This is a genomic window from Jejuia spongiicola (genome assembly GCF_023502325.1).
Lineage (GTDB): Bacteria > Bacteroidota > Bacteroidia > Flavobacteriales > Flavobacteriaceae > Wocania_A > Wocania_A spongiicola.
This window is the reverse complement of sequence record NZ_JAMFLZ010000003.1, coordinates 399,385-425,648: the sequence shown is the minus strand read 5'-3', so window position 1 is coordinate 425,648 and position 26,264 is coordinate 399,385. Positions and strand designations below refer to the sequence as shown.

At 32.9% G+C, this 26,264-nt stretch carries 25 protein-coding genes; 19 read left to right on the top strand and 6 right to left on the bottom strand.

The genetic code is table 11. The annotated features are described in order from the left end of the window. From M3P09_RS09195 to M3P09_RS09175, 5 genes are read right to left on the bottom strand one after another with little or no spacing between them, the layout of a single operon-like run. A complete protein-coding gene (locus M3P09_RS09195) occupies nt 1–234 on the bottom strand; it encodes a MoaD/ThiS family protein (RefSeq protein WP_249972903.1) in 234 nt (77 codons plus the stop codon). Further along, entirely contained in the window at nt 218–802 is a 585-nt protein-coding gene (locus M3P09_RS09190) for a molybdenum cofactor guanylyltransferase (protein ID WP_249972902.1), read from the bottom strand. Before M3P09_RS09190 ends, M3P09_RS09195 begins: the two co-directional genes overlap by 17 nt. Then, nucleotides 803–1,543, bottom strand: coding sequence for a sulfite exporter TauE/SafE family protein (locus M3P09_RS09185; protein ID WP_099566014.1), 741 nt, complete (start codon nt 1,541–1,543; stop codon nt 803–805). It abuts the gene before it with no gap. After that, complete coding sequence (locus M3P09_RS09180) at nt 1,544–1,882, bottom strand: winged helix-turn-helix domain-containing protein (protein WP_249972901.1); 339 nt, start codon at nt 1,880–1,882, stop codon at nt 1,544–1,546. A gap of 12 nt (nt 1,883–1,894) precedes the next feature. Then, nucleotides 1,895–3,073: a molybdopterin molybdotransferase MoeA gene (locus M3P09_RS09175; RefSeq protein WP_249972900.1), complete on the bottom strand. Its 1,179-nt coding sequence runs from the start codon at nt 3,071–3,073 to the stop codon at nt 1,895–1,897. 214 nt (nt 3,074–3,287) lie between these two features. Between M3P09_RS09175 and M3P09_RS09170 the strand changes: the two genes are divergently transcribed. The 19 genes from M3P09_RS09170 to M3P09_RS09080 all read left to right on the top strand — a co-directional run bounded on the left by M3P09_RS09170 (nt 3,288) and on the right by M3P09_RS09080 (nt 25,761). Further along, a complete protein-coding gene (locus M3P09_RS09170; RefSeq protein WP_099566011.1) occupies nt 3,288–3,530 on the top strand; it encodes a hypothetical protein in 243 nt (80 codons plus the stop codon). A gap of 43 nt (nt 3,531–3,573) precedes the next feature. After that, entirely contained in the window at nt 3,574–5,859 is a 2,286-nt protein-coding gene (locus M3P09_RS09165; protein ID WP_249972899.1) for a molybdopterin-dependent oxidoreductase, read from the top strand. 3 nt (nt 5,860–5,862) lie between these two features. Further along, nucleotides 5,863–6,561, top strand: a complete 699-nt coding sequence (locus M3P09_RS09160; protein WP_099566009.1) for a nitrate reductase cytochrome c-type subunit — start codon at nt 5,863–5,865, stop codon at nt 6,559–6,561. Next, the gene (locus M3P09_RS09155) at nt 6,554–7,189 is read left to right on the top strand and encodes a cytochrome c3 family protein (protein ID WP_249972898.1); all 636 of its coding nucleotides are present in this window, start codon (nt 6,554–6,556) and stop codon (nt 7,187–7,189) included. Before M3P09_RS09160 ends, M3P09_RS09155 begins: the two co-directional genes overlap by 8 nt. A 10-nt stretch (nt 7,190–7,199) precedes the next feature. Beyond that, entirely contained in the window at nt 7,200–8,321 is a 1,122-nt protein-coding gene (locus M3P09_RS09150) for a 4Fe-4S dicluster domain-containing protein (protein ID WP_249972897.1), read from the top strand. 208 nt (nt 8,322–8,529) lie between these two features. Beyond that, nucleotides 8,530–9,753, top strand: a complete 1,224-nt coding sequence (gene dsrP / locus M3P09_RS09145; RefSeq protein WP_249972896.1) for a sulfate reduction electron transfer complex DsrMKJOP subunit DsrP — start codon at nt 8,530–8,532, stop codon at nt 9,751–9,753. A gap of 197 nt (nt 9,754–9,950) precedes the next feature. Beyond that, on the top strand, nt 9,951–10,550 hold the full coding sequence (gene nrfH / locus M3P09_RS09140; RefSeq protein WP_249972895.1) for a cytochrome c nitrite reductase small subunit: 600 nt from the start codon (nt 9,951–9,953) through the stop codon (nt 10,548–10,550). A gap of 113 nt (nt 10,551–10,663) precedes the next feature. Next, entirely contained in the window at nt 10,664–12,160 is a 1,497-nt protein-coding gene (nrfA, locus tag M3P09_RS09135; protein WP_249972894.1) for an ammonia-forming cytochrome c nitrite reductase, read from the top strand. A gap of 87 nt (nt 12,161–12,247) precedes the next feature. Continuing rightward, on the top strand, nt 12,248–15,403 hold the full coding sequence (locus tag M3P09_RS09130; protein ID WP_249972893.1) for a cytochrome c biogenesis protein: 3,156 nt from the start codon (nt 12,248–12,250) through the stop codon (nt 15,401–15,403). A 196-nt stretch (nt 15,404–15,599) separates the two neighbouring features. Next, on the top strand, nt 15,600–16,862 hold the full coding sequence (locus M3P09_RS09125) for an alginate export family protein (protein WP_249972892.1): 1,263 nt from the start codon (nt 15,600–15,602) through the stop codon (nt 16,860–16,862). Nucleotides 16,863–17,009: 147 nt separating this feature from the next. Then, nucleotides 17,010–18,545 carry a YifB family Mg chelatase-like AAA ATPase gene (locus M3P09_RS09120; RefSeq protein WP_249972891.1) on the top strand — a complete coding sequence of 512 codons (1,536 nt, stop codon included), beginning with the start codon at nt 17,010–17,012 and terminating at the stop codon, nt 18,543–18,545. 20 nt (nt 18,546–18,565) lie between these two features. Next, nucleotides 18,566–19,765, top strand: a complete 1,200-nt coding sequence (locus tag M3P09_RS09115) for a phospholipase effector Tle1 domain-containing protein (RefSeq protein ID WP_249972890.1) — start codon at nt 18,566–18,568, stop codon at nt 19,763–19,765. 68 nt (nt 19,766–19,833) lie between these two features. Further along, entirely contained in the window at nt 19,834–20,265 is a 432-nt protein-coding gene (locus M3P09_RS09110) for a hypothetical protein (protein ID WP_249972889.1), read from the top strand. Between the two features lie 12 nt (nt 20,266–20,277). Beyond that, nucleotides 20,278–21,411, top strand: a complete 1,134-nt coding sequence (locus M3P09_RS09105; protein ID WP_249972888.1) for a DUF2891 domain-containing protein — start codon at nt 20,278–20,280, stop codon at nt 21,409–21,411. Further along, entirely contained in the window at nt 21,408–22,640 is a 1,233-nt protein-coding gene (locus tag M3P09_RS09100; protein ID WP_249972887.1) for an Nramp family divalent metal transporter, read from the top strand. Before M3P09_RS09105 ends, M3P09_RS09100 begins: the two co-directional genes overlap by 4 nt. Further along, complete coding sequence (gene pxpA / locus M3P09_RS09095; protein WP_099565997.1) at nt 22,640–23,380, top strand: 5-oxoprolinase subunit PxpA; 741 nt, start codon at nt 22,640–22,642, stop codon at nt 23,378–23,380. The genes M3P09_RS09100 and pxpA overlap by 1 nt, the downstream gene beginning before the upstream one ends. 6 nt (nt 23,381–23,386) lie before the next feature. Continuing rightward, nucleotides 23,387–24,118 carry a 5-oxoprolinase subunit PxpB gene (gene pxpB, locus M3P09_RS09090; protein WP_249972886.1) on the top strand — a complete coding sequence of 244 codons (732 nt, stop codon included), beginning with the start codon at nt 23,387–23,389 and terminating at the stop codon, nt 24,116–24,118. Then, the gene (locus M3P09_RS09085; RefSeq protein ID WP_249972885.1) at nt 24,111–24,959 is read left to right on the top strand and encodes a 5-oxoprolinase subunit C family protein; all 849 of its coding nucleotides are present in this window, start codon (nt 24,111–24,113) and stop codon (nt 24,957–24,959) included. Before pxpB ends, M3P09_RS09085 begins: the two co-directional genes overlap by 8 nt. A 64-nt stretch (nt 24,960–25,023) precedes the next feature. Then, complete coding sequence (locus tag M3P09_RS09080; RefSeq protein WP_249972884.1) at nt 25,024–25,761, top strand: DUF6503 family protein; 738 nt, start codon at nt 25,024–25,026, stop codon at nt 25,759–25,761. Here M3P09_RS09080 and M3P09_RS09075 read toward each other — a convergent pair. Continuing rightward, nucleotides 25,754–26,263, bottom strand: a complete 510-nt coding sequence (locus M3P09_RS09075; RefSeq protein ID WP_249972883.1) for a SixA phosphatase family protein — start codon at nt 26,261–26,263, stop codon at nt 25,754–25,756. The two genes, M3P09_RS09080 and M3P09_RS09075, sit on opposite strands and share 8 nt — an antisense overlap. Nucleotide 26,264 lies beyond the last annotated feature (1 nt).

The following is a 26,264-nucleotide window of genomic DNA, read 5'->3' as shown; positions in this document are numbered from 1 at the left end:
TCAACCTCCAGAAAAAGGGGGTAATAAAGCTATTTCGCTTCCTGTTATTTCTTTATCGCCTAAAACCAATTTTTGATTTTGTGCGACTTGAAAATCTTTATTTTTTAAGTCGCTATATTTCGAATAAAGGACATCTAATAGTTCTGAAACTATTAGACCTGAAAACTCGATTGACTCTTCATTTTTGTTAGTAATTTCAGCTATTTGCCCAAAATATTTAATATTCAAATTCATTTCTTAAAGTAATAAGTTGTTCAAAAGTGTTGATGTTTTCAACTTGTTTATCCATTGTAGGATCTATTTCAATAGTTTTTACATGAAGTTGATTTACTGCATATATCAACCTTTTTTCTCCTTTATTCAATAAATCTTCGAAAATAGATGCGCATTTTTTTTTGTATAGGGCTACTAATGGCATCGTTTTTCCTTGACTAACAATTTGTACGACATCAGAATACTCATCGGTGTTTATAATTAGCTTTTCTAAAACTTCAGTGGTGATAAGAGGAATATCACAGCTTAAAACTAGGTTATAATCGGTTTTTGAGTGTTTCAACCCAGTATAAACTCCTGCTACTGGCCCTGAATTTTTGATTAAATCTTCGACCCTTTTATATCCAAATTCATCATAATGAGAGCTATTACTAACTATTATTATACTCTTTACCAAAGGAGAAGCTGCATTAATTATATTTTCAATGAATAATGATTCTCCAAGTGCTAAAAGTCCCTTGTCAGATTTCATTCTAGAACTTTTACCTCCCGCCAAAATAATTCCTGTTATGTCTTTTTTATTAATCATTTAAGTGAAAAATAATTTTGCACTAGCAATCATTAACACGAATGCTAGCATGTATTGCAAGTTTTTGTTATTTATCTTTTTGCTTCCGTAGTAACCTCCTAAAACCCCTCCGATAAGGGCAATGACTACCAAAACAAAAGAGGCCTTTTCTATAACAACACCACTACTTATTTGACCAATAAGACCTGATGCTGAATTAACCCATATAAAAAGTGCAGAAACAGCCGCCGCTTCTTTCATTTTTCCCCAATGTAACAAGAGAATAATAGGGGTTAGTATAATGCCTCCACCAATACCAATTAATCCAGAGAAAAAACCAATAACGCCTCCAACAATTAGCCCTTGCCAAATATTCACAGATTTAATAGATTGTCGTTCCTTACCAAAAACATTAAGCATCTTTAGTACCGCAAAAATTAATAGTATAGCTAATATTTTTTTATATAGGGTAGCATCAACTTCAATTCTACCTCCTAAAAAGGCTAGTGGTATGGACGAAATTGCAAATGCCATGAATAATTTTTTATTAAAATGCCCTTCTTTATAGTAATAGTAAAACGAGATTCCTGCAACAAAAAGATTTAGAAGTAGAGCAGTGGGTTTCATACTTTCTGGTGCAAATGAAAATAGAGCCATAAGTGCTAAATAACCACTGGCACCACCATGCCCTACACTTGAGTATAGGAATGATACTATAGGCAGAATTAGTAAAAAAAGGTATATGTTTTCGTTTTCAAGCATTTATAAGGCTTTAATTTTTTCAAGCTGTTTGTCTAAAAATGCCCAGCATTCTTTATTAATTTCATCAAAAGCTTTAACCAAGGATTTACCGTATTCAGTTAATTCGGCACCACCACCACCTTTTCCGCCAATACTATTTATAGTTACGGGTTGCTTTGCCGATTTATTTACAGAGTCAATAAGATTCCAAGCTTTTTTATAGGAAATATTTATAGATTTTGCAGCTTTTGATAAAGAACCAGTTTCATCAATTGCTTTTAGTAATTGTACACGACCTTCTCCTAAAAGTACTTTGCTTTTTGATTCAATCCAGATTCGGCTTTTTATTTTATAACTCATAATTGCGTTTTTTTAAATGGGTAAGAGAACAGTGTTTACTAAATCATTGGCTTTTATGGAGCTAATATTTTCGGGCACAAAAACTAAAGCATTAGATATAGCAAAAGTTTGTAACATCGATGAGTTTTGACCCTCTAAAATCTCAACTTCACCCTCATTATGAATAGCTTTTAAAAACTGTGGTCTGTCACCTCTCTTTTCAAAATTTGATATAGACTTTGCATTTACTCGAGGTAATTCCATAATCTTTCTATTCATTATGTTTTGTAATGCTATATATACATAAACATAAAAGCAAGATAATGCAGCTGCTGGGTTACCAGGAAGAGCAAATACAAGTGTTCTTTCTTTTTTCCCAAAAAATAGCGGCTTTCCTGGTTTTTGCTTTACTTTATAAAAAAGCTCTTCTACCTTAAGTTCATTTAAAGCTTTTCCAACAAAATCATAATCACCAACAGAAATTCCACCTGTAATTATAACTAAATCATTATCATTGATTACAGAATTGAGTTTCTCAACGGTTTTAAAATAATTATCTTCTACTTTATGAATTGTCACATCATAAAATTTTAAACTGTAGAGAGCACTTAATAGCATTTTAGAATTGCTTTCATAAATTTTGCCATATGTCAATGTTTCACCTGCATCAATCAATTCATTTCCAGTTGTAACGATAGCTATATTTGGTTTTTTGTAAACAGAAACTTGAGTAATTCCCAAAGAAATTAAGTAGCCTATGGCTGCTGGTGTTAGCTTAGTGCCCTTCTTTAAAGCTATGTCTCCTTGTTTTACTTGTTCCCCCGAAGGGCGAATGTTAAGGCCTAAAGAGATTTGATGCTCAATGGTAATTGACATCCCATTTGATTGTACTTTTTCCTGCATCATAATGGCATTAGCAGAATCTGGAACTGGAGCACCTGTAAATATTCTAACAGCTTCTCCATGCTTTAAAATAGGTTGATTAGAATCACCGGCTTTTACCTCTCCAATAAGCTTATATTTTAAACTTTCATGTAAACATAAAGCATACCCATCCATAGCAGATTGCCTAAATGGGGGCATATTTATAGGAGAATAAACATCTTTAAATAAAACATATCCATTTGCCCTTTCAGTTGGTTTTATAGTCTCTTTTATTAGAGGTTTACTATTATTTTTAACAAGTTGTATGGCTTCTTCTATGGAAATCATTCTTTTTTTTCGTTATGTCTATACAAATATAACGTATTCATTTTTTAGTATAGTATGATATTTATCAGTTTTTTGATTATATTTATATGAGCCTTACTGTTCTTATTTAGATTAAGTTTAAATTACTTCTCGACACTTTTTCTATGATATTTATCAGTTTTTACCTTTAACATTTAAGATATTTTTATCCTGTTTAAAATCAAAACTGATTTTTATGCCTATAAAAAGCTATTTGGCGCACCCGCACGATAATAAAAAAGTAGAACTTTTAACTGCATTATCTGCACTTGAAGAATGTGAGGTTATGCCTGCCACAAATGAAGATGTTTTAGTATTAGTAACAGATACTTTAGATGATGCTTCTGAAGAACTCCTTAAAGCAAAAATTGAAAAAATAAAAAGCCTAAAACTGTTAGCAATGGTTTCTGGTTTTAACAGTCCACAAAATCAGCAATAACATGTACAACTCATTAACAAACAGAAGAAGTTTTATAAAAAAAATGGCGAGATTATCTGCAATGGCAGCAGCTGCATCTATGTTTCCTGGAATATTGTTTGCCAGTGAGCAAGAAGATGGCATTCCCAAAGGAGCTAATCTAGATTGGAAAAAAGGACCTTGTAGGTTTTGTGGAGTTGGTTGTGGTATTTTGGTAGGTACTGAAAAAGGAAAAGCTGTAGCTGTAAAGGGAGATCCTAATTCTTCTGTTAACAAGGGATTACTTTGTGTTAAAGGTTATCATCAAACTATGTGTATCCAATCTAAAGATAGGTTAACACATGCTTTAGTTAAGAAAAATGGTACCTATGTAAAAACACCAATTAGTGAAGCTTTAGATATTGTTGCCAATAAAATGAAAGATACCATTGCTACACACGGAAAAGATTCGGTTGCGATGTACACTTCTGGACAATCAACTATTCCAGAAGGTTATGTAGCTTCAAAGTTTATGAAAGGTGCTATAGGTACTAACAATCTCGATTGCAATGCACGATTATGTATGGCTAGTGCTGTAGCTGGATTTTTAACTTCTTTTGGAGCAGATGAACCTATGGGGTGTTATGAAGATATAGATCATGCTGATTATTTTATTACGTGGGGAAATAATATGGCAGAAATGCATCCCGTATTATTTTCTAGAATATTAGAGCAAAAATCTAGGCGTGGATCAAAAGTTATTGATTTTGCTACACGAACAACGCGATCAAGTACAGCTTCGGATAGGTCAATTTTATTTGAACCTCAAACCGATTTAGCTCTTGGAAATGCTATTTGCTATGAAATAGTTAATAATGGCTGGGTTAATAAATCATTTATAGAAAAACACTGTAACTTTAGTAAAGGGCTTACCAAAATGGGTTATGGTATGGAGGATAAATATAAATTTAAAGACAAGCCTGAAAAAATAGATTTTGATCAGTACAAAGCCTTTTTAGAAGATTATACTCCTGAAAAAGTTGCTAAATATTCTAAGGTTTCAGTAAAAGATATAAAGTATTTAGCATCAATCTATGGAGATCCTAATAAGAAAGTGATGTCGCTTTGGTGTATGGGTGTAAATCAGCATACAAGAGGAACATGGATGAATAATATTATTTATAATATTCACCTGTTAACAGGTAAGATTTCTGAACCTGGAAATAGTCCATTTTCATTAACAGGACAACCTTCTGCTTGTGGTACTGCTCGTGAAGTAGGAACCTTTACGCACAAATTACCAAAAGGAGTAGTAACAAACCCGAAACACAGAGAATTAGCCGCTAAAATTTGGAAAGTTCCAGTTGAAAAAATTCCATCTAAACCAACTTACCATACTACAGAAATGTTTAGAGCTGTGGATAGAGGTGATATTAAGTTTATTTGGACACAGGCAGTAAACCCATTAGTGTCTTTACCAAAAACCAGTCGCTATCGTCCAGCAATGAAAAAAGAGTCTTGTTTCGTTGTGGTTTCTGATGTATTTCCAACACCAACATCTGATGTTGCAGATGTAATTTTACCAGCATCATGGCATATTGAAAAATCTGGATTGTATGGAAATTCAGAACGAAGAACTCAACATTGGGATAAAATGGTAGAAGGACCAGGTGATACCACACCGGATGCATGGATGTTTATTGAGGTAGCAAAGCGCATGGGTTATGGCGATTTGTTTCCATATAGTAAAGAAAATCACGTTGAAGAAATATACAATGAGTACCGTCAATTTCATGAAGGTAAAAAACACGGAATGGCGCCGCTTGAAGTATTGAAAAAAGAATCGGGAGCTATATGGCCTTATGTAGACGGTAAATCAACGCAATGGCGTTTTAATGCGAAATATGATCCTGCTTGTTCTAACGGGAAAGATTTTCATTTTTATGGAAAACCAGACGGTAAGGCTGTAATTTGGCAACGTCCTTACGAACCAGCTGCAGAGTCTCCAGATAGCGAATATCCTTTTTGGTTGAATACGGGACGTGTAATTGAACATTGGCATACAGGTTCTATGACACGTAGAATACCTGTGCTTCATAAAGCAATGCCGCATGCGTATGTAGAATTTCACCCAGAAGATGCTAAAGCATTAAGTATTAGAAATGGAGAAAAAATAAAGGTAACATCAAGAAGAGGCTCTTGTATATTACCAGCTTCTATAAATGAAAGAGGATTACCAACTAAAGGGCAAGTTTTTGTGCCTTTCTTTGATGAGAATATGATGATTAATGATACGACTCTTGATGCTTTTTGCCCAATTTCTAAAGAGCCCGATTTTAAAAAATGTGCTGTTAAAGTTGAAAAAGCTTAAGACATGAAAAAGAGACTCGGAATCATATCACTTTTTGTATTACTTTTCATAACCTTTATTACCATTTGGAATTTTAGTTATCAGGTTGGCTTAGAAGAAGGTTATATTCCTATTGAAAATGTAGAGTCTCACACAAATATTCCATCGGAAAGTGGTGTTTTTGAGCGCGCAGAATTTGCTTTAGAATATGCAAATATGCCAATTGATGAGAATCACCAACGTACTTTAAGTGCATATTATAATAACAGAGCCTATTATGGTGCCCCACCTAGTATACCGCACCCTATTAAAGATGAAAAAAGTTTGGGTGGTAATACCTGTTTGCAATGTCATCAAAATGGAGGTTTTGTAAAACAGTTTGATGCCTATGCACCTGTTACTCCACATCCTGAAATGATTAATTGTAGGCAGTGCCATGTCGCTCAAAATAGTAATACACTTTTTAAGCCTACAAACTTAGCAAAAGTACATGCGCCTAAAGTTGGTATTAATAATGCGCTGATAGGAACACCACCAATGATTCCACACCAAATACAAATGCGAGAGAATTGCTTGTCATGTCATGCTGGACCAGCTGCGCCTAAAGAAATTAGGGTTACACATCCAGAGCGAATTAATTGTCGTCAATGTCATGTGCCAACAGATCGGGTAGTTTCAGAAATAACTCCTTTTACAAGAACTAATAGTAATGATAATGAATAGAAAAAAAGACATATATATATTGGCTTGTTTGTTTACTGTTACATTCTTTTCTTGCAAACACGGAGAAGGAGAATATCACAGTCTTTATGATAAAATTGAAGCAGAAAGTAAAGTTTATCATGACACAACAATGACTTCGGAAGCTTTTTTAAATGATATTAAAACCATCAAGATTACTGAAGGTGAACATACTTTTTTAATACCTGAACGTAAAGGACAAATTAAATCTTATGCTTGTATTGAATGTCATACAGAGCCTCTTGATAAATTAAAAAGTAAGGATATTAAAAAAGCGCATTGGGATATTAATATCGCACATGCTGATAAAAGCACTATGAATTGCGCTACTTGTCATAATGGTAATGATATGAATAACCTTAATACACTAACTGGTATTAAAGTAGATTTTAACTCGAGTTATAAATTGTGTGCACAGTGCCATTCTTCGCAGTTTGAGGACTGGAAAGGTGGTGCTCATGGAAAACGTATTGGAGGTTGGGTTGCACCAAGAGCTTCATTTACATGTGTTAATTGTCATAACCCACATAGTCCGAGTTTTGAGACTAGATGGCCATCACGATTTAATACAGAGCAGATAGAAGAATCACATGAAGGGTTAGCCCATTAAAAATTAAGGTATGAGCGATAATAAAAAATGGTATTCATTAAATTTAGGTTTTAACGGAAATAAAGAGCCAAAAAAATCATGCGGATGTGGAAAGACTTCTGGAGGCTGTGGTAACCATAATAATGATATGAGAGAAGATGCTTTTTTTGAAGCAGTAGTCGATGCTTCTATTGGTGATGAAGTGAGAAAAGATGGTTTTGAACAAGTTTTTGATGTTAAAATGGATAGACGTAGCGCTTTTAAAAAGTTAACGGCTAGCTTACTTATTGGTGCAGGAGCAGTAAGTACATCTTGCAGTGTTGTGGCTGGTGATGATAGTAAAGAAAAAGCACAAATAGATTGGGAAGAGCAATTTAAGGGTAACTATAAATTGATGACCGATAAAGAAAAAAAAGGGACTGTTGAGCGATTGATGAGATCTTACGAATTACGAACTGGAAAAAACATTAGTATGACCTCTGAAAATGCTAAGGAGGATGTTCTTTTTGGTTATGCTTTTAATATTTCTAAATGTCAAGGATATATGGATTGTGTTAATGCGTGTATTGAAGAGAATAATCAAGATAGAAATTCTCAAATGCAGTACATACGTATTCATGAAATGAAAGATGGAAATGGTTTTAAGTTTGATGAAGCTGATGATAATTACTATCATGAAGTGCCGGCAGAGGGTCATTTTTATATGGGAACGCAATGTTTTCATTGTGATAACCCACCTTGTGTAGAAGTTTGTCCTGTGCAAGCCACATGGAGAGAAGATGATGGTCTTGTAGTTATAGATTATGATTGGTGTGTAGGTTGCCGTTATTGTATGGCTGCTTGTCCATATGATGGTAGGCGATTTAACTGGAGTAAACCTGAAGTGCCAGAAGCTGAAATAAATAAAAATCAGCATTATTTAGGAAATAGAATGCGCAAAAAGGGTGTGATGGAAAAATGTACGTTTTGTGTACAGCGTTCTAGAAAAGGACAAAACCCTGCATGTGTTGAAGCCTGCCCAACTGGTGCCAGAATATTTGGGAATCTTTTAGATCCTAATAGTACCATTCGCTGGGTATTGGAAAATAAAAAAGTTTTTAGGCTTAAGGAAGATTTAGGAACAGAGCCTAAGTTCTGGTATTTTATGGATTAGATACATTTTGATTTGTTGAGTTGGTTAATTGCATTAACAAATAAACGATTAATCAAGAAAGAAAAAGCAATAGGCTGATTTACTCGCGTTAGGGATTGCAGAGGAAAGCCCACAGCGAGGCACGAGTGAGGACTTGTAACGAAAAGCCCGACCACTTGTGGTAACGCCAAGAAAAACATATAAAACCAAGAGTTATAATAAAAGGTATATGCGACGATTAAAAGTTTTTAGAAGTTTAGTTATAGATAGCATAGATGCTACTACGCGAGGATCTCGTAAATATAATATTTGGATGGGATTCTTAACGTTTATTATGCTTATTGGGATGTATTGTTATTCTATACAGTTAGAGCACGGTTTAAGTGTAACTGGAATGACAGATAGGGTAAGTTGGGGCTTGTATATTTCTAATTTTACATTTTTGGTAGGTGTTGCAGCTGCTGCTGTAATGCTGGTTATGCCAACGTATGTGCTTAAAGATATTGATTTTAAACAAGCCGTGCTTATTGGAGAAGGGTTAGCTGTGGCTGCACTTATTATGTGCTTAGCTTTTGTGGTTGCAGATATGGGTGGACCATCGGTACTTTGGCATATGATACCAGGTATTGGCGTATTTAATTTTCCAAACTCAATGCTAACTTGGGATGTTATTGTTTTAAATGGTTACTTGTTTTTAAATATAAGCATTCCTTTTTATATTTTGTTTAGACGTTACCAAGGCAAAGTGCCAAACCCTAAAGTTTATATACCAGGAGCAATTTTATCGGTGCTATGGGCAGTGGCAATTCATTTAGTTACCGCATTTTTATATCAAGGTTTACAAGCTCGTCCATTTTGGAATAACGCATTACTGGGACCTCGCTTTTTAGCATCTGCTTTTGCAGCTGGTCCTGCATTAATTATTTTAGTTTTAGCAATTATTCGATCATTTACTGATTTTAAAATTAAAGATAAAACCATTAATAAAATTGCATTAATAGTTACTGTTGCAGCTCAAATAAACATCATTATGCTTGTATCTGAGTTGTTTAAGGAGTTTTATGCACCAACGCATCATAGTGAAAGCGCTTATTATTTATTCTTTGGGCTTGATGGTAAAACGGCGCTTTTACCTTGGATATGGACAGCTATTTCTATGAATGTTGTTGCTACTGTAATTTTAACTTTTAAGAAATTAAGAGAAAACCTTAACATTTTATATTTCTGTTGCTTTTTACTTTTTGTGGCGATTTGGATTGAAAAAGGCTTCGGACTTATAGTTCCGGGATTTATACCTGGACCATATGGTAAAATAGTTGAGTATTTGCCAACTAAAATAGAAGTTGGTGTTACCATTGGAATATGGGCAATGGGAGCTTTTATATTTACAATATTAGCAAAAACAGCCATTGGTATTGAATTAGGAAAAATTCGATATAAAAAAGTGACTTAATTTGTACATTTATACAGTTGAATAAAAAACTTGAGGTTTCTTATACACTGATAAATTATAGTTTTAAATATTTTTTATTGTATGATAAAAATCATATTTTAAGCAATGTAATTGACTGAGTTTTGTATTGAATATTAAGAAATATAATACACAATTTTACAAAAATGATTTACTCTTAACTTGTAATAATAACTTTAGTGAATCTTAAAAAAAACATATTACCAGACAAAAAATCGAAATGGAGAACTACTGCGGTTTTTTTAATTGCAGTAATTACTGGATTAGGTTTTTTTATGGCTAAGGAAGCTGAGTTAGTTTCGTATATGTCTGATAATCCTCAAGCCTGTGTTAACTGCCATGTTATGACTCCTGTGTATAATAGTTGGATGCACAGTTCTCATAGAGAGTGGGCTAATTGTAACGATTGTCATGTACCACACAACAATATATTTAATAAATACTATTTTAAAGCAAAGGACGGTTTATTTCATGCTTCTGTGTTTACTTTAAGAGCTGAACCTGAAGTTATGTTTATGCGAGAGGAATCTCAAGAAGTAGTACAAAATAATTGTATCCGTTGTCATGTACAGCAAGTTACTCAAACCAAGTATGATGGTTGGATAGAAAACCATGCAAATAATAGAACAGAAAGACAGTGTTGGAGTTGCCATCAAGAAGTACCGCATGGAACGGTTCATGGTATTTCTACAATAAGAAATAATATTGCACCATTACCAACTGATACAGAAAAAATTGTAATTCCAGAATGGTTGCAAAAACAAATAGAGGCGGAGTAAAATATTGATTTATGAAATACTAAAATTATTTTACTAACATCAAAAATGATTAAAAGGTGTTAACCTGCATCATAGCAGTTGAGGTAAGATCATAAAAAAGTAAAGTTAAGCATATGAAAAACAAAGTATTATTTATCGTAACAGCTATAGTTGTATTTCTACTAGGCTTGCTGGCATCAAGTATTCTTAACAGAAAAAATGAAGCCAAATACAAATATGTACCTCAGGTAAATATTAGTGAAAATGAACCAAGGAATGCTGAGTGGGGAAAAAACTTTCCTGCAGAGTATCAATCATTTTTACAAACTTCAGAATCCGATTTTGCATCGTTTCAAGGAGGTTCTGCAATGCGAGATGTTTTGCATGAAGACTCACGCTTAGTAGTGCTTTGGGCTGGTTATGGATTTTCTAAAGATTATAATCAAGGTAGAGGGCATCAATATGCTATTGAAGATTTACAAAACTCACTACGAACCGGAGCTCCTAAAGGAAAAGGTGATGGCCCAATGCCTGCAACATGCTGGACTTGTAAAAGTCCTGATGTACCGCGTTTAATGAACGAAAAGGGTATTGCAGAATTTTATTCAGGAAAATGGGCTGATAAAGGGTCAGAAGTAGTTAACCCTATAGGTTGTGCAGATTGCCATGATTCCAAAACGATGAAGTTAACCATTACGCGTCCTGCATTAGTAGAAGCTTTTCAAGAAATGGGAAAAGACATCAATCTAGCTACGCATCAAGAAATGCGATCTTTAGTTTGTGCACAGTGTCATGTTGAGTACTATTTTGATAAGAAAGTACCAGGTAATGAAGGAATACCTTATTTAAAGCTTCCATGGAAAAATGGAATGTCTGTAGAAGCTATGGAAAAATATTATGATGATATCAATTTTAAAGACTGGACTCATAAATTAAGTCGTGCACCTATGCTAAAAGCACAACACCCTGGTTACGAAACATACTTAACAGGAGTTCATGCTGATAGAGGCGTATCTTGTGCAGATTGCCATATGCCTTATAAAAGCGAAGGAGGACAAAAGTTTACCGATCACCATATACAATCTCCTTTAAATAATGTTGCAAATGCATGTCAAGTTTGTCATAGAGAAGATGCTGATAAACTAAAAAATAATGTTTATGAACGCCAGCAAAAAGCTGCTGAGAATAGATTAAAATTAGAAGATTTTTTAGTTAAGGCTCATGTCGAAGCAAAGAAAGCTTGGGATTTAGGAGCTACAGAAGAACAAATGCAAGATATTTTAATGGATATTCGTCATGCACAATGGCGTTGGGATTATGCAGCAGCAGCCCATGGAGCTTCATTCCATTCGCCTGTAGAAACTGGAAGAGTACTTGGTAGTGGATTTACAATTATTCAAGAGGGCCGTATAAAATTAGCACGTTTGCTAGCCGATTTAGGATATAATAAACCAGTAGAGATGCCAGATATTTCAACAAAAGAGAAAGCACAGGCTTATATAGGTTTAGATGTTGAAAAAATGAAAAAAGATAAGGAAGAGTTTAAAAAAACTCTTGTACCACAATGGTTAGAAGCTGCTAAAAAAAGAGAAGCGGGTTACAATACAAAAAAAGTATCAATGAATAATTAAGGTTTTATAATCTTTACTTTAAGAACTATAAAAGATAACTTTTGAAGACAAAAATCACAGGAGTTATCTTTTTTTTTAAATCGTTTTATGCAAAAATTATATAAATTCTTTTCCTCATCAAGTTTAGCTTTACTATTACTTTTAATTTTTGCGATAGCAATGGCTGTAGCAACATTTATAGAAAACGACTTTGGTACAGCTACTGCTTGGGTCGCTATATATGATTCTTGGTGGTTTGAACTTATTTTACTAGGCTTAGCCTTCGCATTTATTGCTAATATATTTAAGTATAAATTATTGCGTAAAGAAAAATGGGCAACTCTATTGTTTCATGTAGCATTTATCGTTATCATTTTGGGAGCAGCTGTAACACGATATACATCTTATGGCGGGATAATGCGCATTAGGGAAGGGGCTTCATCTAACATCATCATTTCTAATACTAATTTTTTATCGGCAACAATTACTGATGGTGTAACAACAAAATCTATAAAAAAGAAACTGTCATTTTCTCCTATTCAAGATAATGACTTTATCTTGGAAACAACATTTAAAGGGGAACCAATTGTTATTTCATATAATAATTTTATCCCAGATGCTTTAGCTGAGGTAGTAGAAGATGAGAATGAAGGCGAACCTTTGCTTGAGTTAGTAGTTACAGTTGGTAAGGGTAGAAATACTATATACCTTAAAAGAGGAGAAATAGAGAAAATTGGAGAGCATCAACACGAAATTGGTTTCAATTCTGATAAGGAAGGCATTATCAATATCATAGAGAGAGAAGGCGCATTTAGTATTAGCGCCCCTCATGATTTAGATTTCTTTATAATGTCTACTAAACAAGCTGGTAAAATAGTTAAAGATAGCTTGCAAGATATTACGTTACGAACATTGTACAGGGCTGGAGATATTTCTTTTGTGCCTTTAAGATATTATGAATTTGGTAAGTTTCAAATAAAAAGTGAATCAGACAAACTAAAAGATAATGATAAAACAAAAGATGATGCTTTAATAGTTAATGTGTCTGTAAATGCTAAAGAAAAACCTATAAACCTTTTGTATAGAGAGGGTTTTAGACCTACACATCACAACGTAGAGATAGGAGATACTAAAGTAATTTTATCTTATGGAGCTGGAGCCATTCAAACTCCGTTCTCAATTCAACTAAATGATTTTCAGCTAGAACGTTATCCTGGATCATCAAGTCCTTCCGCTTACGCTAGTGAAGTCACTATTTTGGATGATGGTAGAGAAACACCGTTTAGAATTTTTATGAACAATGTGTTGGATTATAGAGGTTATCGTTTTTTTCAAGCTAGTTATGATACCGATGAAAAAGGAACCGTATTATCCGTTAACCATGATAGTTTGGGCACAATTATAACCTACTTAGGTTATTTATTAATGACGTTAGGAATGTTTTTTACCTTATTTGGTAAAACATCTCGTTTTAAGCTAATAAATAAAAAGCTAAGGCAAATAAAGCATAAAAGCGTTATGATTTTAGTGTTTTTGTTTTTTAGTTTGCCCAATGTTTTTGCTCAAAATTCAGCAGATTCGTTGTTAACTTCGATTGAAAAAGTTATAGAAAATCAGCAAATTGATAAAACCCATGCCGAATTTTTTGGAAGGCTATTAGTGCAGGACTTAGACGGGCGTATTAAGCCAATAAATACACTAGCATCAGAGTTTCTTAGAAAAATATCTAGAAAAACTAAATTTGTTTACCCTTTAAATAACAAGGATATTATTTTTGATGCAAACCAAACTTTTTTGTCAATGCATATGCTGCCTCAAGTTTGGCAACGAGTACCCATTATAAAGGTTGATTTTAAAAAAACAAGGAAGTTATTTGATACTATTACTATTGGAAAAAACAAGTTAGTACCTTTTACTAGTTTATTAGATAAAAAGGGTTCGTATATATTAACCAATCAAGTAGAGGAAGCAAATAAGAAAAAGCCATCAGAACGTAATGAGTTTGATAAAGAGGTGTTAAAAATTGATGAACGTTTTAATATTTTATACAATGTTTTTATTGGGAATTATCTAAAAATCTTCCCTAATAAAAATGATACAAATAATACTTGGTTTAGTTATAATCATCACTTTGAAGATTTTCCGGAAGAAGATGCTCAATTTGCAAAGTATATTATACCCTCTTATTTTAAAGATATAGGAGTCAATAATTATCAAGATGCCCACGAAAAATTGATGTATATTAAAAAATATCAAGAAGTTTTAGGAGTCGATGTCATACCTACTTCTAGGCGAGTAGAAGCTGAACTTTGGTATAATAATGCTAACGTTAATTTCTGGTTGTTTCAAGCATTTTTTACGCTTGGTTTTGTACTATTGGTTTTAGCTATAGTTAAGATGTTTTTCTACAAAAAGTGGGTAGACTTTATAAACAACCTTTTTATCATATTTACATTAATTTTCTTCTTATGTTTTACAGCAAATATTATTTTGCGTTGGTACGTAGCTCAACACGCTCCGTGGAGCAATGGTTATGAAATGCTTGTATTTGTAGCATGGGTTCTGGTGCTATGTGGTTTAATTATATTTAGGAAATCAGACTTTTCTTTGCCATTAGCTACCTTGTTTTCTGGCGCATTATTATTTGTAAGCTATTTAGATTGGTTAAATCCAGAAATAACAAACTTAATGCCTGTGTTAAAATCGTATTGGCTAAAAATACATGTAGCTACCATTGTTAGTAGTTATGCTCCATTAGCATTATCTTCAGTTTTAGGACTCATGGCTTTAATCCTATTGATTATAAAAACACCAAAAACAAGGGCTGTTATTGAAGTTAAAATAAAAGAGCTTACATATATAAATGAAATAGCCATGACTATTGGTTTGTTTGTTTTGGCTGTTGGTACTTTTTTAGGAGGTATTTGGGCAAACGAATCTTGGGGACGTTATTGGGCTTGGGATCCGAAAGAAACTTGGGCATTAATCAGTATAATTGTATACGCAATAGTACTTCATTTACGTTTTATTCCTAAGCTAAATAATAGCTATGTGTTAAACGTAGCTAGCATGTTCGCATTTTGGAGTATTATAATGACTTCATTTGGAGTAAACTATTATCTTTCAGGGTTACATAGCTATGCAGCAGGAGACCCATTACCTATTCCAAGTTTTGTGTATGTACTTGCTTTGTTAATGACTGTAGTTGCCATCATAGCTTATTTTAAAGCAACTAAAACGAGAAAGAATATAAGTAATATATAATTTTTGTTTTAGATACTGAAAACACCATTTTTATTTAATAAACCCCAAAACATTTTTTATAGTAATTACATGAGATTTATCATAAAGTAAGTTTTTTAATGGTTTTATCTTTGGTAAGTATTAAAAGAATGGAAGTCTTTTATGAAATTATTCAGATGCATAACAAGATTTAAAAACTAATAAAAACTTTAAAAAGATGAAAAAGTACTATTTACTTATTGTTATATTTATTGTAGCGTCACAATTTGCTCAAGCACAATTTACTTTAGATGGAGAGTTTAGACCACGAACAGAATACAGACATGGGTTTGGGAGCATTATTCCAGATGCCGCAGATGCTGGTTTTGGTATATCTACTAGAATTCGATTGAATGCAGGCTATCAAGTAGATGCTTACAAATTTTATGTAAGTTTTCAAGATGTGATGGTTTGGGGAGAAAACAGGCAAATTTTACCTAACGATCAAAACAACTCGTTTGCTGTATTTCAAGCATGGGCAGAAATTAATTTAGGAGAAGGGTTTTCAACAAAACTAGGGCGCCAAGTTATTTCTTATGATGACCAAAGAATTATGGGTGGATTAGATTGGGCACAACAAGGGCGTAATCATGATGCTGCTTTAATTAAATATAAAAATGGAAAGTTTATAGCTGATTTTGGATTAGCTTTTAATCAAGATTATTCGCATCCTACAGGTTTTATTTCTACAGGAACAGGATATAACACTACAGGTTTCTTTTCATATAAAACCATGCAGTATTTATATTTAAAGCAGGCTTGGAATAACTTTGCAGGAAGCTTACTATTACTAAATAATGGATTTCAGAAATTCGATACTAATGATAACCCAGATGGAGTAAATAGTATTCAAACTCTAGGAACACATTTAAACTATAAAAAGAATAAATTTGGAATAGCAGCTAATGCCTTTTTGCAGTTAGGTGATAATATAGATGGAGCTTATCTTTTAGGTTTAGATCTAACTTATAAAGCTTCTGATAAAATAATTCTAGGCGCTGGTTTAGAAATTATTAGTGGCAATGATTCAGCGACACCAGATACAGAAGCATTTTTTCCATTGTATGGTACAAATCATAAATTCAACGGTTTTATGGATTACTTCTACGTAGGAAATCATGCAAATTCTATTGGGTTGTTTGATATACATGCAAGTGCAAACTTCAAGCTGAATAGCTCTTCTAGTTTATTGGTTAGAGTTTTAAACTTTAGTGGTGAGCAAGATTTACCGAGCGGTGAAAAATCTTTAGGCACAGAGTTAGATTTAGTGTTTTCTAAAGCTTTTAAAAACTATGCTTTAAAGCTAGGGTACTCACATATGTTTGCTAGCAATGGTATGTACGAATTAAAAGGTGTTACAGAAACTGCAGCATCTGATATGCAAAACTGGGGTTGGGCGATGTTAGTTATTAAGCCTAAGTTTATAAACGGTACTAATTAAATTATTACATATTCAATATTTTTAAAACCCTCATTTATGAGGGTTTTTTATTTATGTCACTATGGTTAAGCTCGCATTTGCCCGTTTATTACATCGCCTAATAAAACTAGAGGTTCTTTTTTTACATTTAAGTATTAAACTAATTATATGCTTAAAAAAATTTTTGGAAGTGCCGTTTTTGGTGTTGAAGCTACTACAATTACGGTTGAAGTTAATGTTGATTCTGGTATAGGATACCATTTGGTAGGATTACCAGATAATGCAATTAAAGAAAGTAATTACAGAATTGCTGCTGCATTACAAAATAATGGGTATAAAATCCCTGGAAAAAAGATTACTATTAATATGGCCCCTGCCGACTTGAGAAAGGAGGGGAGCGCATACGATTTAACCTTAGCCATAGGTGTTCTCGCAGCGTCAAAGCAGATAGAATCTGAAGATTTAGAAAGCTATTTAATAATGGGAGAGCTTTCTCTTGACGGGAGTTTACAACCCATTAAAGGCGCTTTGCCTATAGCGGTAAAAGCTAGAGAAGAAGGTTTTAAAGGATTTATTCTGCCAAAGCAAAATGCTAAAGAAGCTGCTATTGTTGATAATCTAAAAGTTTACGGAATAGATAATATAAAAGAAGTTATCAATTACTTTGATAAAGGAGAAACCTTAGAGCAAACCATAATAGATACACGAAAAGAGTTTGAAAGAAGCTTAGATTTTCCAGAATTTGATTTTTCCGATGTAAAAGGGCAAGAAAGTATAAAACGATGTATGGAAATTGCGGCTGCTGGCGGACACAACATTATTTTAATTGGTCCACCTGGGGCAGGAAAAACCATGTTAGCAAAACGTCTACCAAGTATTTTGCCTCCTATGACACTTTATGAAGCCCTAGAAACCACCAAAATACATTCTGTAGTTGGTCGTGTAAAAGATACAGGATTGATGGCTCAACGTCCGTTTAGGAACCCGCATCATACCATTTCAAACGTTGCATTAGTTGGAGGTGGTAGTTTTCCACAACCTGGTGAGATTTCTTTATCGCATAATGGCGTTTTGTTTTTAGATGAATTACCAGAATTTAAACGTGATGTTTTAGAAGTTCTCCGTCAACCATTAGAAGATAGAGAGGTTACTATTTCTAGAGCAAAATTTACTGTTACTTATCCATCGTCGTTTATGTTGGTAGCGAGTATGAATCCAAGTCCAGGCGGGTATTTCAACGATCCTGATGCTCCAGTAACTTCAAGTCCAGCAGAAATGCAACGCTATTTAAGTAAAATTTCTGGCCCGTTGTTAGATCGAATCGATATTCATATTGAAGTAACGCCAGTACCTTTTGATAAGCTGTCTGATGACAGAAAAGGTGAAACCTCTGTTGATATAAGAAAACGTGTAACTAAAGCTAGAGTATTGCAAACTGTTCGTTTCAATGACTCAGATACAGTCCATTATAATGCGCAAATGAATACCAAACAAATACGGAAATATTGTATTTTAGACGACGCTTCGAAAACACTTTTAAAAACCGCTATGGAGCGATTAAATTTATCTGCTCGTGCTTATGATAGAATTTTAAAGGTTTCGAGAACTATAGCTGATTTAGAAGGTGTTGAGTGTGTTAATGGATCGCATATTAGTGAAGCTATTCAGTATCGAAGTTTGGATAGAGAAGGTTGGCTGGGTTAAGTATTATTATATCATTATATATGAGAGCATTTTTTTTACTACTTTTTACTTGTTTATTTTTTAGCTGCGGCAAGGCAGTATACCATTTACCATTAAAAGCTAATAGCAAACCTAAAAAGCTTTTAGTGTTTATTGATGGTACTGGAAATAGTGAATCTAGTAACACAAATATTGCTAAGTTGTATAATTTGGTTACACTTCAAGAAAATAAAAATATTCAAGCAGTATATATAGAAGGAGTAGGAACTAAGGGTAAGGTTATTGGTTTGGCGACAGGCTGGGGGATTGGCGAAGATGTTCGTATTGCGTATCAATTTTTGGTAGATAATTATAAAAAAGAAAATAAAGACGAAATTTATATTTTTGGTTTTAGTAGAGGTGCTTATGCAGCAAGAATATTAGCAGGATTTGTAGATGTTGCAGGAGTTTTTGATTTATCGAAACTAGACAAAAAGAAAAAAAAGGAAACAATAAAAAAATTATACAGAACCTATAAAGAGAAAAATGCAAGCGCAGATGAAAGAAGGGAAGAGATTGTGAAAAAATTTAAAAATTTTAAATCTCAAACTGATGTGAATATTGAGTTTATGGGCTTATGGGATACAGTTGAAGCTTTAGGTTTACCAAATTCTAAAGAAGATTACAAACGCCCAAATACGCGCTACAACGATCAATTATGTAATGTAAAAAAAGCAGCTCATGCTTTATCATTAAACGATCAGCGAGCCTATTTGTTTACACCTATTTTATTAACCGAAAAACATTTATTCGAGAAATGTAAAAAACCAATAGATATTGATAAAAAGGTAGAAGAAGTCTGGTTTTTTGGAGCTCATTCAGATGTTGGTGGTGGATATAAAAATACTTTTATACCAAACTATTCTTTAAATTGGATGATTAAAAAAATCGATAGGTTTTGCATTCTTAAAAAAGAAACTAAAACGTATTCAGATTACGAATCAGAATCTCATAATGGTAGGTATTCTATTATGAAAGTAATAAGTCGTAACAGAAGTAGAAATTTAAAAAAATATTCTGATAGTAGTACTTATAACAATGGAAAGCTGAAAATTCATACTTCAGTACTTGAAAAGTTGAAAAATGGTAACTTAAAGGATTATGAAAAGAATTTATATAACAATTTTTCTGACTGTTTTGATGGAAATGATTTGAACGGTTATTACAAAATAAGCGATGATTGTTTTGATACAGTTAATTAAAGTTTATGACTATAGTTAGCATGTATAGATAAAGTAGATTAGTTGGGTAATTGATTATGTTTTAGTAAATGAGAATAGTTTCTAATAATGAAATTTGGAAAGGTTTTTTTTCTTATGAAGACGAATATTCTTCATTAGCAAGTTTTAGAGAAGTTGAATTCGAGATTAATATCTTTGTTAATAATCATTCTTTTGAAGGGACTGCTCATGACGAAGAGTCTAAGAAGTATTTTGACGAACCTGTTAAGGTTAAAGGGTTTTTTGAAAATAATTTTATAAGCTTCGTAATGAAATATCCTTACACATATTTTCTTAATGAAAATGATGAAATAGTTGTAGACAAACAGGTTTCGCATCCTGATGTAAATTATTATGGAGAATTTGATATACATTCAAAAGCATACAAAGGGAAATGGGAAATTACATATATTGTTGAACAATTTATTGATGGAGATGTGGAAGAAATATATTCTGGTAATTGGGAACTTAAAAAACATTAACTTATTATAATAATGAAAAGAAACTTTACGATATTACTGGCAGTTTTAATCCTAAGCTGTAATAATTCAAAAGAAAGTAAACAAGAAATTGAATCTGTTATAACATCAGCTTCGCCATCAAATCAAAAACCTATTGTTGGTATTCCAAAACTCAATTTAAAAGGTGCAAATACCTTAGCGCAATTGCCTTTGCATTGTATTAATACAGAATATCCAAACAAGTTATCACAAACTTTAGGTGGTGATGAAGATTTAAAATCTCCTAGTGCATTGCATCCAGCGTTTTATGGATGTTTCGATTGGCATTCATCGGTTCATGGGCATTGGAGCTTGGTAAGTTTGCTAAAGCAATTCCCTAATGTTGATAATTCAGAAGATATTAAACAACGCTTGTTAAAAAACATATCAAAAGAAAACATAGAGGCCGAAGTGCAGTATTTTTATGGCAAACACAACAAATCGTACGAACGAACTTATGGCTGGGCATGGTTGCTTAAACTTGCCGAAGAATTATATACATGGGACGATGCAACCGCACGAACTTTAGAAACCAATTTGCAACCTCTAACCGATTTAATTGTTGGGAAATACATAGAGTTTCTACCAAAACTAAATTATCCAATTCGAGTTGGCGAGCACCCAAACACTGCTTTCGGGCTATCCTTTGCATGGGATTATGCTAATACAGTAAATAATGTAGTTTTAAAAAGCATGATAGAACAACGCGCCAAAGATTTTTATATGAAAGATAGTGGTTGTCCAATAACATGGGAACCTGGTGGGTTCGATTTTTTATCACCTTGCTTAGAAGAAGCTGCTTTAATGAAGCGTGTTTTGCCAATAGAAGAATTTAAAATTTGGTTGAACGTTTTTCTACCGCAATTAAAAGATGAAAATTTTAAGTTGGAAACAGGAGTAGTATCCGATAGGTCTGATGGGAAGTTGGTGCATTTAGATGGTGTTAATTTTTCACGAGCGTGGAGTTTAAATAAAATTGCTGAAGATTTACCTGAATATAAGCATCTTAAAAATATTGCGAATCATCACATAAACTATTCGTTACCAAGTATTGTAGGCGATAGTTATGAGGGTGGACACTGGTTAGGTAGTTTTGCTATTTATGCGCTTAATTCAACTTCGGAATGATTAAAAACTGGTTCAAAAACATTGGTCCAGGTCCATTAGTAGCAGCGGCTTTTATTGGCCCTGGTACAGTAACCGTTTGCACGTTAGCTGGTGTAGGTTTTGGTTATGCATTGCTTTGGGCTATGTTACTCTCTATTATTGCCACTGTTGTTTTACAAGAAATGGCAGCTAGACTAGGGATTATTTCTCAAAAAGGATTATCAGAAGTTATAAGAAGCGAAATTAAAAACCCAGTTTTTAAAACCTTGGCTATTATATTAATACTTTCGGCTATTGTTATTGGCAATACAGCTTACGAAGCAGGAAATATTAGTGGCGGGGTTTTAGGTTTAGAAACTATTGTAGGCAAACCAAGTATTTCTGTTGCTGGTCTGTCTATTAATTTGCTAAGTATTGTTATAGGTTTTGTCGCTTTTGTTTTGTTATATATTGGCAATTATAAACTATTAGAAAAAGTGTTAGTATCCCTAGTAATATTAATGAGTATAGCTTTTTTGATTACTGCTATTATTACTAAACCAAATATTTCAGAAATTTTAAAAGGTGCTTTTATCCCTAAATTCCCAAAAGATAGTATTTTAACCATTATTGCATTAATAGGCACAACAGTTGTACCCTATAACCTGTTTTTGCATGCATCCTTAGTAAAAGAGAAGTGGCATCATAAAGCGGATTTAAAATTTGCTAGAAAAGACACTATAATAGCAGTTGTTTTAGGAGGGTTAGTATCTATGTGTATAATTATTTCAGCGGCTTCTATTCAAACTCAAGATATAAGTAATGCGGCAGATTTAGCCAAAGGGTTAGAGCCTTTGTTTGGTAGCTTTGCAAAATACTTCTTAGCAATTGGGTTGTTTGCAGCTGGTATTACAAGTGCTATAACTGCACCTTTGGCAGCGGCTTTTGTAGCAAGTGGATGTTTAGGTTGGTCAACCAACATGAAAGCAAAAAAATTTAGAGCAGTTTGGATGTTTATTTTGTTAGTAGGAGTTATATCTTCTTCTATAGGAATAAAATCCATAGAGATTATAAAATTTGCTCAGGTGGCTAACGGTATCTTGCTGCCTGTTATTGCTGGGTTTTTAATTTGGATTATGAATAAACAATCGGTTTTAGGAATTCATAAAAACAATGTAAAGCAAAACCTTTTTGGATTTATTATCTTAGGAATTAGTATCTTACTATCGCTAGCTACGCTTAATAAAGTATTTCATTTAAACCTTTTTTAGTGCAAAATTTTAAGATTGATATCAATGTAGATTTAGGTGAAGGTGTTGGTAACGAATCTCAATTGATGCCTTATATCTCTAGCTGTAATATAGCTTGTGGAGGTCATGCAGGTGATGCAGAAACCATGAGGAAAGCTGTAAGATTAGCTAAAGAACATGGCGTAAAGATAGGTGCACATCCGTCGTTTCCTGATAAAGAAAACTTTGGTAGATTGCCAATGGAAATACCTTCTGTAGTTTTATACAAATCGATAAAAAAACAAATAAGAGACTTGCTATGTGTTTTAAAGGAAGAGCACGCAAGACTCTATCATATCAAACCCCATGGTGCGCTTTATAATTTGGCAGCTGTAGACGAAAAGGTTGCTAAAACTATTATTGAAGCTATAAAAAGCATAGCATTGCCAATAAAATTGTATGTGCCGTATAAGTCGGTAATTGCTGATATTGCAATTAAAAACGATGTATCAATAATTTACGAAGCTTTTGCTGATAGAAATTATAATGCAGATTTAACCTTAGTGCCAAGAAACAAAGCATATGCTTTAATTGATGATAGTGAAACTTTGTTTGACCATGTTTATAGAATGATTACAACTCAAAAAGTAAAGGTAATTAATGGTGCAGAAATAGCAATTAAAGCAGATACATTTTGTATCCATGGAGATCATCTTGGAGCAGTAAATTTAGTAAAAACCCTAAACGCTAATCTAAAAACAAAAGGGATAGATATTGCTTAACTTTATATGGCTTTTGACCTTATATATAAACCTTATGGAGAACGTTCAATTTTAATTGAATGGCCATCACTAATTGATGAAGAAATACTGTTTAATGTATTGTCTTTTAAAGACAAAATATTAAAAAATGATATTAAACTAATTGTTAATATAAGTCACACATATAATTCATTGTTAATTATTTACAATTATTTTTCAATTGATTTTAATAACCAAATATCTCTACTGAAAAGAATTTATAAGCAAAAGGAAAAGCTTACAAAATCTATTTTTAAACAGTGGAAAATTCCTGTATGTTATGATGCCAATTTGGGTATTGATTTGGAATCAATTTCGCAAACTAAAAACATTTCAAAAGAAGATATTATAAAGCGCCATTCGCAAGCAGTCTATACGGTTTACTTCATAGGGTTTTTGCCAGGGTTTTTGTATTTAGGTGGCTTAGACGAAGCTCTAAATTTTCCACGAAAAGAATCTCCTAGATTAAAAATAGAAAAGGGGTCAGTAGCGATTGGAGGAAATCAAACTGGTATTTATCCTAACGAGAGTCCAGGTGGTTGGAATATTATTGGAAACACTCCAATATCTTTTTTTGATGCAACAACTAAGCCTCCTTGTTTTGCTAAATCTGGAGATCGTATAAAGTTTTGCCCAATTTCATTAAAAAAATATCATGATATAAAAACTCTGGTCAATGCTGGTGTTTACCAAATAGAAAGTGAGGTTTTGTATGATTAAAGTTATTAAATCTGGGTTTTTCTCAACCATTCAAGATTTAGGCAGAATAGGGTATCAACATTATGGTGTACCGAATTCTGGAGTTATGGATTCATATTCAGCATCAATTGCTAATGCTATTTTGGGAAACAATGAAAATGATGCAGTTATAGAGATGACTATGACTGGAGCAACTCTATACTTTGGTAGTGATACTAATATTTGTATTTCTGGGGCAGATATGTCACCACAACTCAACTCAATTGAAATAAAACTTTATAAAAGTATTTCTGTAAGAGCTGGAGATACTTTGTCTTTTGGAAAGCTTAATTCTGGGTTTAGAAGTTATTTAGCTGTTTATGGTGGGTTTAACACTGAAACTATTATGAATAGCCGAAGTATGTATAAAGGGGTTACAGGTCAGTTTGTACTTAGTAAAAATGATGAGTTATCAATATCTGATTCTGTTATAAACAGTATAAAGCATGCTAGTATTAAAGTAAATATGAGTTATTTTGATTCAAAATATATTAAGGTTTTTAAAGGGCCCGAATTTGATTTACTTTCGGTTGAACAACAGGAAAAACTGCTTTCAACTACATTTACTATTTCAAAAGAAAACAATAGAATGGCTTATCAATTAAATGAAACTCTAGATAATGACTTATCACCTATAATCACATCTTCTGTGCTTCCAGGCACAATACAACTAACACCATCTGGAACACTTATTGCTTTAATGAGAGATTGCCAAACTACGGGTGGCTATCCTAGAGTATTACAGCTTAAGGAAACTTCAATAAATGTTTTGGCACAAAAGTTTACAGGTCAAAACATTGCATTTGAATTAGTTAAATATTAAGAAAATTTTATACTACTTTAGGGTAAGTATTGCATAGTTTTACGACACATATTAAAAAAGTATAATGCGTAAATTTTTATTAGTTGTAATAATAACGGTCCTTTTTGTTGGCTGTAAAAAGGAAGACTCTATTAATGCTCAAAGTATTATTGATAAATCTATTGAGATTTCTGGAGGTAAAAAAACAAATAATTCTACCATCAATTTTAATTTTAGAAAGAGACATTATAAAGCTATACGCAGTAAAGGAACGTATCAATTAGAAAGAGAGCTTAAAGACTCTCTTAATGTTATAAAAGATATATTGTCTAACGAAGGGTTTGAACGCTACATTAATAGCGAATTAGTAAAAGTGGCAGATAGTATGATTCCAAGATATTCTGCTTCTGTAAATTCTGTCCACTATTTTTCGGTATTGCCATATGGTTTGAATGACGCTGCCGTTAACAAACAGTATTTGGACAAAGTTAAGTTAAAAGGAAAGTATTATTATAAAATCAAAGTTACCTTTAATCAAGAGGGTGGTGGAGAAGATTTTGATGATGTATTTATTTATTGGGTTGATGCGGAATCATTTAAAACAGCTTATATTGCCTATTCATATGCAGAGCCTGATGGCTTAGGTTTTCGCTTTAGAGAAGCTTATAATGAGCGTTATGTTAATGGCATTAGGTTTGTAGATTATAATAACTATAAACCAAAAGAGGCTTCAGCAACTTTAGAAAAACTAGACGAACTTTTTGAAAATGATAAACTGCAATTACTTTCTAAAATTGAACTCGAAAATATATCGGTTAATTAATTTCTAATACTTGATCAATAATTTTTTCATCAATTATGGTAACAATGTATAAGTTACCATTGTTGTTATCATCAATATGTTCATATTTTTTATATCCTAAAATAGAATTTACAAACGTAGGAGTACTATTGCTATGACCAACTACAAGAACAGTTTTGTTTTTAGTGTCACTTAAAAATGCTTCTTTATCAAGTTTATGAGGGTGGTAAAGTATTAATTCTAACTCATTTTTTGTAGCTGTAGGTTTTGCTGTTTCTCTTGTTCTGTTATAATCGGTTGAATATACAGCGTCAAATTTTACATGCTTTAGGATATTATTCCACCGTTCAGCACGTTTTTTACCAGCTTCAGTTAAATGAGGGTTTTTATTTGTTTTATCACTTCTATCCTTTTCTGCATGACGAATAAAGTAATATGTAGTAGTTTTAGTAGATTCTTCAGTTTGACTAAAGCTAGGAAATGTAAATATTAATAAGAAGCCTATAATGAATAACTGTTTCATA